The 12,510-nt window shown below is 39.9% G+C and carries 8 protein-coding genes; 3 read left to right on the top strand and 5 right to left on the bottom strand.

Features of this window, described 5'->3' with window-relative positions; all coding sequences use genetic code 11:
- Positions 1 to 36 precede the first annotated feature (36 nt).
- From A3O17_RS00315 to A3O17_RS00305, 3 genes are all read right to left on the bottom strand, one after another.
- Positions 37 to 909 carry an alpha/beta hydrolase gene (locus tag A3O17_RS00315; RefSeq protein WP_057826985.1) on the bottom strand — a complete coding sequence of 291 codons (873 nt, stop codon included), beginning with the start codon at positions 907 to 909 and terminating at the stop codon, positions 37 to 39.
- Positions 910 to 925: 16 nt separating this feature from the next.
- Complete coding sequence (locus A3O17_RS00310; RefSeq protein ID WP_064212514.1) at positions 926 to 2,236, bottom strand: PTS transporter subunit EIIC; 1,311 nt, start codon at positions 2,234 to 2,236, stop codon at positions 926 to 928.
- Between the two features lie 113 nt (positions 2,237 to 2,349).
- The gene (locus tag A3O17_RS00305; RefSeq protein ID WP_064212515.1) at positions 2,350 to 3,528 is read right to left on the bottom strand and encodes a cation:proton antiporter; all 1,179 of its coding nucleotides are present in this window, start codon (positions 3,526 to 3,528) and stop codon (positions 2,350 to 2,352) included.
- 177 nt (positions 3,529 to 3,705) lie between these two features.
- Here A3O17_RS00305 and A3O17_RS00300 point away from each other — a divergent pair, with 177 nt between their 5' ends.
- A complete protein-coding gene (locus A3O17_RS00300; protein WP_064212516.1) occupies positions 3,706 to 6,126 on the top strand; it encodes a Xaa-Pro dipeptidyl-peptidase in 2,421 nt (806 codons plus the stop codon).
- Positions 6,127 to 6,712: 586 nt separating this feature from the next.
- Positions 6,713 to 7,258 carry an ECF transporter S component gene (locus tag A3O17_RS00295; RefSeq protein WP_064208050.1) on the top strand — a complete coding sequence of 182 codons (546 nt, stop codon included), beginning with the start codon at positions 6,713 to 6,715 and terminating at the stop codon, positions 7,256 to 7,258.
- A gap of 82 nt (positions 7,259 to 7,340) precedes the next feature.
- Here the strand turns inward: A3O17_RS00295 and A3O17_RS00290 are convergent, their stop codons facing one another.
- Complete coding sequence (locus tag A3O17_RS00290; protein ID WP_404802686.1) at positions 7,341 to 8,561, bottom strand: ammonium transporter; 1,221 nt, start codon at positions 8,559 to 8,561, stop codon at positions 7,341 to 7,343.
- A gap of 226 nt (positions 8,562 to 8,787) precedes the next feature.
- On the opposite strand from A3O17_RS00290, the gene glsA reads away from it, so the two are divergent.
- Positions 8,788 to 9,717, top strand: a complete 930-nt coding sequence (glsA, locus tag A3O17_RS00285; protein WP_064212518.1) for a glutaminase A — start codon at positions 8,788 to 8,790, stop codon at positions 9,715 to 9,717.
- A gap of 59 nt (positions 9,718 to 9,776) precedes the next feature.
- Here the strand turns inward: glsA and A3O17_RS00280 are convergent, their stop codons facing one another.
- Entirely contained in the window at positions 9,777 to 12,455 is a 2,679-nt protein-coding gene (locus A3O17_RS00280) for a SpaA isopeptide-forming pilin-related protein (RefSeq protein WP_064212519.1), read from the bottom strand.
- Positions 12,456 to 12,510 lie beyond the last annotated feature (55 nt).

The following is a 12,510-nucleotide window of genomic DNA, read 5'->3' as shown; positions in this document are numbered from 1 at the left end:
AGCAAATCATTCGATAAACCGAAGTGGCACTTAATTTTATTGCTTTACCTGTTGATGACCCGTTCCGGCACCCGGAGCTGGATAATCAGAAGTCAAGATATATTTCTGAATCAGGTCAACAATCTGCTGATTTTGCGGCAAATCAGAGTGCTCAGCGTTCACACCCGTTACCGTAATTTCAGTATAATGTTTGACTTGGCCTTGATAAACATATTTTTCCGCTTCCACACTATTCAACGGAACTAACCCGTCCGAGTCGTAGTTTTCGGTTCCCGCAACGGAATAAACCGTCAAATTCTTGGGAATATTTTTCCGTGCCTTAATAAAGTCAGACAGCATCTGCGTTTTATATTTAAGATTTGTTTCATCAAAGTTAAATGGCGAACCGATCGTCATTAAACTTGTCATTCGAACATCATAGTTTTTATAGTATTTTTCCAAAAAGGCGGTGTAAACCAAACCACCGTTTGAATGTCCAATCGCCTTATAGTTGTTGAAATAGTATTTTTTCTGCAACGCTTTGAACGCTTCATTGAACATCTTGGCTTGTTTCAAAATATTACTGTACCCGTCATGATTATTTTGAAAGCCGACCACAATGATCGGTTCATTATCACCAGACCGAATCTTGCCATAATATTTGATTTTTCCATCATTGAATACTTTGACCTTTAATAAACTGTGATTCTGGTGATCAGTTTGATTCAACAGCTTGACCATATCATCAAACCGGTTGACCGTTGCCGAACTTCCAGGAATCATGATCACCGGTGAAAGCTTCGAGTTTTGCCAATGGGCAAGCTCATCAATGTTATTCCGGGTCCAAAAATACGACGGAATCGCCATCGCCAACATGATGATCCCCGCAACTAGTAAGAAAATCCCACTGCGTTTCTTATGTGCATCCATCTTCTTCACTTCCTTATTACCGCATTCTTAACCGTTGCCGTTCCTTGATTTGCATTTCATTGCGGACTTGTTCTGACAACTTAACGAATGGAATGTAGATCAATACATCAAGCGTCATAATCAATATTCCGACTAGAAGCGCCATGAAGTTTCCGCCCGTTCCAATAAACGCCGACAGAACTCCTGGAGTATCAAGCGGTGACGGATAAGTTACTGGCGGCATAATTTGGAAATGAATCGCAAACGCCGCAATCAGCATGTTAACTACCGGGGTTGCCACAAACGGGATCAAGAAAATCGGATTAAATAAGACCGGGATTCCTAACAAAATCGGTTGGTTAGCATTAAATAACGTTGGGAACACTGCCCACCGTGCAACCTGGTGGTACCGGCTCGTCCGGGCAACAATGATGATGGCGACCACAAGCGCTAACGTTGAACCAACTCCGCCAAACGTTCCAAAGCTGTGATACAGCGTTGTTTGCGTATACTTATACGGAACGTTCCACGGACTATGATGTTTCAAGGCATACGTTAGGTCCGCAACTGCGGCCGGATCATCATTAAAACTTGCTTGGTTGTACGGGCCGCTTAATCCCAGCCATGCCAAGAAACTTGACCACGCCCCTAAAATCAAAGTCATCACTAAGCCATGCTTTTTCGATGACAATGCTTGGTAGTAGTTGGAGATTCCCGCTGGAATTTGGTATTTGTAAATTTGAATGATCAACTGGTTAATAATGATCGCTGCTCCAAGGGTGATCATGACCGGAATAATCGTCCGGTAAGCCCGTGAAAACGAATCTGAGCGAATCGAAATTGGTTTCCGGTTAAAGATTCGGAAAATCTGTCCCGTGATAAAACCAATCAGGATTCCAATCAAGATCCCCTGAATTCCCATCAAGTTATTGTTAACGTTGAATTGCAGGAATGTCTTCGGTCCGTATTGCCGCTGAACTGGGCGCAACGCAATGATCAAGAATGCCAGCATGCCCGTCATCCCGGTCATTTCAGTATTTTTATGATATAGCCGCGCCGTATGGGCCCCGGCCTGGTATGCAGCCAGAACCGCCAAAATTTTGACCGTCATCATACTGAAGGCTGCAAACATTGACCGAATCCGCGCAACGTGCGGCAACCATTGGGTAATATAAAAGATGTTGCCGATAAACCCTGTCCGCGACAAGATTGAAACGTTGAACACCGATGCAATACTGCCTAAAACCGCAAACGGAAAAAGCATCAGCATCGTTCGCCGCATTACTAAAATAAATGGGAGCTGATACAGTTTAACGATCAACTTGTATCCTTTCTCTGATAACTTCATTTCACTTACCTGATTTCTATAGTATCTCTGTTGGTCATTATACAATGAAAAAGCCCTTGAACCTACTAAATGCATTGAATCTTCAGTAAATTCAAGGGTTATTCATTCAATATTCATTTTTCCTTTTCATTGCGCATTTGCCGCTTGATCGCTGCTTTAAGCATAAATGGTGCTGCAAAGGTCGTCAGGATGATTACGAAAATTACTCCCGAGTAATACTCTGAGCTCAATAAATGAGCTTCATACCCGATCTGAGCGATGATCAACGCCATTTCACCCCGCGAAACCATTCCTGATCCAATAATATTCATTGAATCGTAATTCATTCCTAAAACCTTTGCTCCCAGGCCGCAGCCAAGCCACTTGGTGATCAATGCTAAAATCGTTAACGAAACGATAAAAATCAAGTCGTCAAAAAAGCCCTTGAACGTCATATTCAAGCCAATGCTAACAAAGAACATCGGAATAAAGACCGCATAGCCGATCGGTTCGATGTTGGAATCAACTTCCTGCTTATATGGGGTTTGGGCAATCGCAACCCCTGCAAAAAACGCCCCAACAACATCGCTTAAGCCTACCTGTTCAGCAAGCCATGCCATCCCTAAGCACAAGACGATCGACATTAACGTCACTGATGAAGCAACTTTTAAGTGCTCACCCAGCCGCATCATCTTCGGTGCGATCCATTCAAACAGGAAGAAAATCACGACAAAATAAAGGGCATCCAATAAGAAACTCATCCAAAGGTTGCTTGAGTGATGGCCACCCTGTGCTTTGGCAACGTTGCTAAACATGCTTACCAGCACGCTTAAAATGATCACCGAAATAATATCATCGATCACGGCCGCTCCAAGAATCGTCGTTCCTTCCTTGGATTTTAGCCGTTTCAATTCCTTCAAGACTTCAACTGAGATACTGACCGAAGTTGCCGAAAAGGTTACTCCCAGAAAAATCGCCTGTTCAAACGAAAAGTGAAATAACTTTCCGAAAAAGTAAATCAGCACCACGGGAAAAACAACACCGCTGAAAGCAACCGCCAGTGCCGGTTTAAAATACTTTTTCAGCATTCCAAGGTCACTTTCAAGCCCTGCGATAAACATCAAAATGATGACGCCAATCTCAGAAAAAGTATGCATAAACGCGTTGTTATGTACCCATCCTAAAACGGCCGGACCAATCAAAATTCCAACCAGCAACTGCCCAATGACAGCCGGAATTCCAATTCGCCGGCTAAAGTGACCTGCCAATGAAGTTGTGATCAATACCAAACATAATGTTCCTAAAAATTCCACGATCAAATTCCTTTCTCGACTCGCATCGATTGCCTATAAAAAAAGAGTTTGCCTAAGGTTGACAAACTCCACTCCGAACAAATATTTCAATTACTATCTTACCATGCCCCACTTTTTTTGTCATGTAATCTCCAATCTTGATATACTTAAACTAACCTTTAATGGGAGGAATTTTGAATGAAAATTAATCAGTTTGCACATCTTAAAGTTGATCATCAGCAAAAAATTAATGAACTTCAAAAAATTAATTTTTTAGACGCTGATGCATGCACACTGCCATTAAATGACCTTTACCTTCATTTCCTACGGTGTGCGTTGATCGAAGCTCAAAGTTCAAGTACATTTGATCAAAAATTACACGCATTGCTCGCAACCTCTGATCAAGACTTAAAGGATTATCTTGATCATCAACAATTGACGCTTGAAGTCTTCTACACGGTTGCAATGCAACTATTAGGCTTTGAAGTTAATGATGACTTTGAAATCGATCATCTATTTGAAAAAATGGATGACCTGCACCTTTTCCACCACGATCAGTTAACCAATGCAGCCGACTTGATCGATGCTTGGTATGATTTGCTTTGTACTCACGGCAAAGGCGGCCGAACCTACCTTGATTTGTTAGCTGCCAAGGGCTACTTTAAACCATTCTGGAATTTGCCGGTTGAGCAAAAGCCGCTGATTTTCAACGGAAAAACGCAACCGGTATTTGACACTTCTAAATTGATTCGGGAAGTCGTTTACGTTGAATCATCCTTGGACACTGATCATGACGGCAAACGCGATCTGCTGAAAGCCGAAATCATTCGGCCTGCCGAAACCAACGATGGTTTAAAAGTTCCGGCGCTTTATACTGCCAGTCCTTATAATCAAGGAACCAACGATCATGCAGCTGACAAATTAATGCACAACGTTGACGTGCCGCTGAAGCGCAAGCAACCAAACAACAATACATATGAAGACATTGAATTTCATGAACCCGCCGTTGAACTTCCGCCTGCGCGCCAAGTCCAGAGCGAAACGCAAACGGCTGAAGAAACGTTCGGTCACGCCAAAGCCGTTACCTTAAACGACTACTTCCTTGCCCGCGGGTATGCTGCCGTTTATGCAGCCGGAATCGGAACAATGGATTCTGACGGCGAACGGACTTGCGGTTCAAAGGAAGAAACCGAATCGACGATTGCAATCATTGAATGGTTGGCAGGCAACCGGCGGGCATTTACCAATAAAACCGACAACATCGAAATCAAAGCATGGTGGTGTAACGGCTCCGTTGCAATGACCGGGAAATCATACCTCGGGACGCTTGCAACGGCTGCAGCTACAACCGGTGTTGACGGTTTGAAGACCATCATTTCAGAAGCTGCGATCTCAAGTTGGTATGACTACTACCGTGACGGTGGGCTTGTAATTGCTCCCGGCGGCTTTCCAGGTGAAGATGCCGATATTCTTGCTGAAGAATGTTTCAGTCGGCAAAAACAAGCCGGCGATTACCTGAAATGCAAGGACCAATTCAACCGTGATCTTGCCGAAATCACAGCCGGCCAAGACCGGACAACCGGAGACTATAATTCATTTTGGGACGCCCGCAACTATCTTAAAGATGTCGAAAACATTAAGTGCGACGTCGTAATGGTTCACGGATTAAATGACTGGAACGTTAAACCACGAAACGTGTATAACTTGTACCGTGAATTAGATAAACTTCCAGTTGTCAAAAAGCTCTTCCTTCACCAGGGGCAACACATTTATATCAATAATTTTCAGTCAATCGACTTTACTGATATGATGAACCTCTGGCTTGCCAATAAGCTGTACGGGGTTGAAAACCATGCCAATGACCTTCTGCCGGATGTATGCGTTCAGGATAATAGTTGTGAAAGCACCTGGCATTCATTTAATGGTTGGCATACTGCCAAACCAGAAACCCATCAATTTGGATTTGAAAATGAACAGCTCGTTGACCATGCAACTGCACCAGCAGTCGCATCATTTAATGACCAGCTTGAACAAGCTGCCTTTGATCAGTATAAAAAGAACTGGAATCAGTGGCGCGCTGATCTTTTAAGTGATGAAAAAAATGCCCTTAATAACAACCGGTTGATCTTCAAGACGGAAAAGCTGCAACACGACATCTATCTTCAAGGGTGTCCGCACATTAAGTTAGACGTTGCCTCGAGTGTTGATAAGGGGATGCTGAGCTTCATGCTCGTTGACTTCGGAATGGCCAAGCGGCTGGGTGAAGTTCCGGCAACGCTTGACTTGAAGGCCCTTGATGCCGGTTATCAATGGCGCCCTGATGATTTAAAGGAATTCAAACTTGCAAAACCAACCCCGTGGAAAATGATCACGAAAGGACACATCAATCTTCAAAACCGTGAACATCCATGGAAAACGGATGAATTAGTTCCAAAAACGTTCTACCAATTCGAATTGGACCTTCAGCCGATGTTTTATCATTTACTTAAAGGTCATCAACTTGGGCTTGTAATTTACTCAACCGATATGGAAATGACCGTCCGTGGGAATGAGGACATTACTTACTCGCTTCAACTTGAAAACTGTGAACTAAGTGTTGATTATGAAGAATTGAAATAAATTATAATAAATTTAATTACCATTTTTATATAGCATAGCTGAACAAAAAAGGAAACCGTTTATTGGTTTCCTTTTTTTGTTTCCATTACTAACAAAACAATCACATTTATAGCTAACGAGCAGCTCATTCTTTTATAAATTGTGATCTTAATTTCGTTTATTCTAAAATTGATACTTTTTAATAAATTTTCATAAATCTTTCTACTCTAATTGCTTTTATTTTAACCGAGTCTACTTAATTTGTTTATATCGGATACATTTTTGCTCAACTAACCTTTTTCTTCCCAATGAGTTTTAGGAACATTACGATAGATATTTATAATAGCTTATTTTTAATAAGTAATGTGTCGCTAACATTCTTTTCATGTACTAGGAATATATTCTCGAATAATATATATTATCGGATCGCCATATGGTTAGTAGCAATACCATTTTAATATAATTTTATATTGAATTTAAATACAAAAATTCATTAACACAATATCTATCTCCAAAAATTTAAATATATATGTAAATAATATTTACCTTTCTTTTTTGTCCACCTATCAAATGATCATATATACTTAATAAGTGAGGAGGAATTTTTATGTATAGATCTAATAATACTTTACGCAACATTACTTTTGCTGCCATTTTTGCAACAATCGATTATATTTTAGCAATGTTTCAAATTCATATTCCATCATTAATTGGACGTCCTTTTATTGATTTAGGATTCACCTTTGTAGTTATTGGAACTCTTTTCTTAGGATACAAATATGGATTGATATCTGGAATTATCGGATTAGCGCTTTTTGATCTACTAAATGGCTATGCAGCTCATGTTTATCTAACTGTTATGGAAGCTTTTATTGTTGTATCAGCTAGTTGGCTTACATTTAAAGCGACTCATTACTCTACTCATCTTTCAAAAATTATTTTAGTAAGTATTATTAGTGGTCTATCAAAAATGTTATCAGGTTTCTTACGTTATTTAATTGAAGGACTAATTGTTGGAATGCACGGAGACAAATTATTCGCTACAGCATTATTATCTGTACCAGCAAGTATAATTACAGGAATTGCAATGTTTATAACCATTCCGCTGTTTTTTGAAGTTTTAAATCGAGTTATGAGAATCATTAATCATTAATAAGTTTTTAATTTTCTATATAATTAACTTGATCACATATAGATAACAAAGAGACTGTGCTTTTTGTCACGGTCTCTTACTACTATTTATTTGAGTATGTTTCGTGTAATAATGTCTTGTCCAAACCTTCTCTTTGTTGTTCAGCTGTTGTCCGAATGTGGCCGATCTTATCAAGAACAAATAAGATAATCCAAGTTAAGATCATTGCATATGCAGCAACTAAAACAGCACCCATGATTTGGATAAGTAATTGGTGAGCTCCAGCATGAACACCGTTGATTACAGGATCAGCTAAAACCCCGATCAAGATCGTACCGAGCATACCACCCATTCCGTGGACCCCCCATACGTCTAACGCATCATCCCATTTGAATTTGTCTGCTAATTTTACGCAAATGTAGCAAACGATTGCAGCTAATAAGCCAATCAGCATTGCGGCAACTGGAGTTACATATCCAGAAGCAGGTGTAATCGTAGCTAATCCGGCAACTGCCCCAACTAATGGTTCAACAAATGAGAAGTGGTGACCATCGTGGAAGTAGGCAATAATTGTCCAGACGACCATTGCAACGATTGCAGCAACGGCTGTATTTGCAATGATGATTGCTGCTTTGTCATTAGCGCCTAATGTTCCACCGGCGTTAAATCCAAACCAACCAAAGAGAAGCAAACCGGCACCGATTCCAACCAATCCCATGTTTGATGGTTTTTGGTTTTCTTTATCGTGTTCAATTCGTTTTCCTAAATATAAGATTGCAGCCAATCCAGAGAATGCTGAAGAAATGTGAATAACCGTTCCTCCGGCAAAGTCAACGAACCCTAACTTTCGTAAGAATCCACCACCCCAGATCCAGTGGGCAACAGGAAAGTAAACTAAAATCATCCAAATGATCAAGAACTTGATCCATCCGCCGACCGTTAACCGTCCAGCTGTTGCACCTGTCATCAATGGAAGAGTAATAATAGCGAACATTAATTGGTATAAGAAGAAAAGGATAAATGGAATATGCATTCCATACATATGATTAATGTCAAATAATAAATTATGAAACGCAAAAAATTGTGCAGGGTTTCCAATTATCCCGCCAATGTCCTTTCCAAAAACTAAACTAAAACCACCAAATATCCAGAGCACCCCAACGATTCCAATCGAAAGAAATACTTTCAACATAATCGTTAACGAATTCTTCCTTCGCTCAAGTCCTCCATAAAAAAGGGCCAATCCCGGAGTCATTAAAAAAACCAAAATCGTACATAAAAAAACGTACGTAAGATTACCTAAACTCGCATTTAAATTCAAAATATGGGTCAACATAAATTTTCACCTTAAACCTTAATAATTTTTCGGCTTAATTTTAGAACTGTGGTCCCTTCTCTTCAATAAAATACCCATTTATATTACGCAAAGGAACTGTTCATTGAATCCGCGTTTTTTCAATTTAAAACAACAACAATCAGATATAGATTTATAGATGAGAGCGATAAATTTTCTTTTGTTTAACTTTTTTTCACAAAGGGGCCTAAGAACTATGAATATTCAAAAACTACTTAACGACACACTCGATAACTCTGCTGATTCATATAAGAGTGGTCATGTAGCGACTTACATTCCAGCTTTAGGAAAAGTGGATCCTACATTACTTGGAATCACATATTATGATTTAAAAAATAACTTAGTTTACTCTGCAGGAAATGACTGTACCCCATTTGCAATTGAAAGTATTTCTAAAGTTCCAGTATTATTACTTGCCCTTGAAGAAAATGGGCTTAAAAATGTTTTTCAACACGTGGATGAGGAACCCACTGGATTTTCTTTCAATTCAATTTTAAATATGGAAATCAATAAACGACATTATCCGATGAATCCTTTTGTGAATACCGGCGCAATTGTAGTTAATTCCTTGATTTCTGGAAAGAATAGTAAAGAAAGATTTGATCGAATTTTAAATTTCATGAAAAAGATCTGCAATGATCCATATTTAACTTTAAATGAAGAAATTTATCACTCTGAATCACAAACCGGAAATATGAATCGTTCTTTAGCATATTACATGAAAGCCAATAATATGTTTGAAGGCGATGTTGAAGATGTCTTAGATTCATATTTCAAACAATGCTCTGTAAATGTTACAACTAAGGATCTAGCTAACTTAGCAGCTCTATTAGCCAATGGCGGGATCGCACCATGGAATAACCAGCGCATTTTAAGAGAAGAAAATGCTACCGTTGTTAAATCAATTATGGTAACTGCTGGACTATACGATCAATCAGGAGATTTTTCTTCCCATGTTGGGGTTCCTTCTAAAAGCGGGGTTGGAGGTGGATTAATATCTGCGATCCCTCAAAAAGCCGGAATCGGGGTTTTTGGTCCAGCCTTAGATAAGGAAGGAAACAGTGTTGCTGGAATAAAGGCGTTAAACTTTCTTGTTAAGAAATTGAATTTAAATATTTTTGAATAAACTCCAATAAAAAAAGAAGTTACATTTCTGCAACTTCTTTAATGTTTCAAACAATCCCTTTATTTATTCTTTTCTAGATAAACTCCCAATCCAACGATCATTGCAACTCCTAGGCTAACAATTACAATTGAACTTGCTTCACCGGTCTGAGGAAGTTTTTGTTGTGAATTTCCTTTTTGACTAGCTTGTTGTTGGCTTGTTTGAGCTTTCAATGATGTTGAACTATTTTCTCTGCTTTGATTACCTGTTGGTTGAGCACCATTGTTTTGTTGTGCGTTACCACCATTCGTATTTCCTGTTTCAGCAACTGTTCCATTTCCAATGTTGCCTGAATCTTGGTTCTGAGAAGAACCATTTCCTGATGGTCCACCCTCATTATTGTTTCCAGAACCTGGAACCGGAACTTGAACATAGCTTGACTTTATAATCATGCTTGTTGAAAATGCGGGACCTGGAGCTGGCTTTTGACTTGGTGTAGAAGGCCCAATTGAACTTGAATCTTTACTTGGTAACCCATTTCCTGTACTTCCTGAAGAACTATTTGTTCCCGTTCCTCCAGAGATTGAAACAATACTTGATGTATACACAAGTGATGATGTCATACTTTGTGAGCCTTGTGACTTACTTGAGTTGTTTCCGCCACCATTTCCATTTGATGAAACCGTGTTTGAATTTGCACCAATGCTCTTTGAGCTAGCTGTTGATGACGAACTTACAATAATTGACGAGCTCTCTTTACTACTTGAATCAGTCTTTGAAGGTGCGTTTAATTCACTACTATTTGAAATCGTGCTTGAGCTTGATTCCTTACTGCTTGATGAACTCTTGACACTTGAGCTCTTCTTGCTGCTGCTTGAGATCTTGCTTGAGCTTGATTCCTTACTGCTTGACGAACTCTTGATACTTGAACTCTTCTTACTGCTGCTTGAGATCTTGCTTGAACTTGATTCCTTACTGCTTGACGAACTCTTGATACTTGAGCTCTTCTTACTGCTGCTTGAAATCTTGCTTGAGCTTGATTTCTTGCTTGATGAACTCTTGATGCTCGAGCTCTTCTTACTACTACTTGAAACCTTGCTTAAACTTGACTTCCTGCTTGATGAACTCTTGACACTTGAGCTCTTCTTGCTGCTGCTTGAGATCTTGCTTGAGCTTGATTCCTTACTGCTTGACGAACTCTTGATACTTGAACTCTTCTTACTACTGCTTGAAACCTTACTTGAACTTGATTTCTTACTTGATGAGCTCTTTACGCTTGAACTCTTCTTACTGCTACTTGAAATCTTGCTTGAGCTTGACTTCTTTGACGATGAACTACTTGACGAACTTGCAGCTAATGGCGTATCAATTACCCGTGCATTATCAGTAATATCTTTTCCATTAACCGTTACGGTCGTCTTTCCCTTATCATCAATCGTTACACTAATTTTTTCATTATTAATGCTGTATCCTGCTGGAGCCTTAGTTTCTTTTACCGTATATGTTCCAGCTGGTAATCCGCTAAAGCCAACGACCCCTGCAGCGTTTGAGACTGCTGTAAGATTCTTTCCATTTCCAGTAAGTTCAAATGTTGCTCCTGATAAACCAGCCATTTGACCATTTGTGGTTTCGACCTTCTGTAATTTTACCCCATACTTCGGTTGAATTCCGTCCGCAGTTGCCTGCCAACTATTCTTTACAGTTGCCGTTGTTGAGCCGCCGCTTGAACCATCAGGATTGGTCTGCGTAGCTGAATTTGTCCACTGATCATTTTGTTCTGTTGATGAAAGCTTTGATTGGTACGTGATCGTATATGCAACTTGTCGAACGTTGCCCTGGTTACCACTTTGGTCAACCCCCATCAATGCACCGGCGATGTCATATTGGTTTGCAGTAATTGTGAATCCATCGCTTGATTCAGTTATCTTACCTTCAGAGGCTGGATAAGTTTTTTCAGTATATCTGAAGTGGTCAGTTCCCCACTGACCATCTTGATATTGAATAAAGTAGGTGATTTTAATTGATCCTGGGACCAATGTTTGACCATCTTTCAATGTATCCGTAATGGTCGTTGTTCCTGGATCACCTAAAACCCCGTGAACTTGCCAGTTAATATTTCCATTATTGGCAATCCGACCGCTCTTCTTAACTTGACCGGTTGGTGCGATGATGTTTGGTGTTCCACCTCGGCCAACGTTAGGATTTGTATTTGGCTTAATTGTCTGGCTGACATGAATTGATGGTGTTGGAACATTTCCCATATTTGGCCAATTATTGACCTTGGTTGGATTAGTTCCGGCCTTGGCCGCGATTTGACCCGCAAACGTTAATTTTCCTGACGTTAAAATATGGCCATTCATTTTACTATTAAATGTAATTGTCACACCCGTCGTTGAAATATCAGCAGTCGCAATCGTTTGTCCATTTAGCGGGTCACCCGGATCACTTGGGTTATTATACTTAACTGGAATTTGGTGAGGAATTCCTTGAATCCCAGCAGCCGTATCAGTTGCCTGCGGGAAAGTTACGTGAATCGTGTCGCCCGTATGAATGACCTGCGAACTATTCCCAAAGGTCATTGTGAAGTATACCCGTTGTCCAGGTTTAGCCTGCCCAACATTTGTTGAAATTGAATTGACTTCTGAACTTGTAATATCTGCTGCTTGAACTTTTTGAGAATTCGTCATTGGAATAATCAAAGCAAGCGCAGAAATTGCAACCATCAAAAACCGTACAATTCGAGATTTACTCTTTGACATTTTATCGATCCTTTCCTTAAAAATTAGACTAATTTTATAGTTACCAAATCCCCCT

It is taken from the genome of Ligilactobacillus aviarius, assembly GCF_001654615.1.
GTDB classification, from domain to species: domain Bacteria; phylum Bacillota; class Bacilli; order Lactobacillales; family Lactobacillaceae; genus Ligilactobacillus; species Ligilactobacillus aviarius_B.
The sequence above is the reverse complement of the archived record's forward strand: the minus strand, read 5'-3'. Positions and strand labels throughout refer to the sequence as shown.

What these genes read in the sequence shown, in the direction of transcription:
- A3O17_RS00315 (WP_057826985.1), bottom strand. Translation starts at nt 909, where the DNA reads ATGGATGCACATAAGAAACGCAGTGGGATTTTCTTACTAGTTGCGGGG.
- A3O17_RS00295 (WP_064208050.1), top strand. Translation starts at nt 6,713, where the DNA reads ATGTATAGATCTAATAATACTTTACGCAACATTACTTTTGCTGCCATT.
- A3O17_RS00280 (WP_064212519.1), bottom strand. Translation starts at nt 12,455, where the DNA reads ATGTCAAAGAGTAAATCTCGAATTGTACGGTTTTTGATGGTTGCAATT.
- A3O17_RS00310 (WP_064212514.1), bottom strand. Translation starts at nt 2,236, where the DNA reads ATGAAGTTATCAGAGAAAGGATACAAGTTGATCGTTAAACTGTATCAG.
- A3O17_RS00300 (WP_064212516.1), top strand. Translation starts at nt 3,706, where the DNA reads ATGAAAATTAATCAGTTTGCACATCTTAAAGTTGATCATCAGCAAAAA.
- glsA (WP_064212518.1), top strand. Translation starts at nt 8,788, where the DNA reads ATGAATATTCAAAAACTACTTAACGACACACTCGATAACTCTGCTGAT.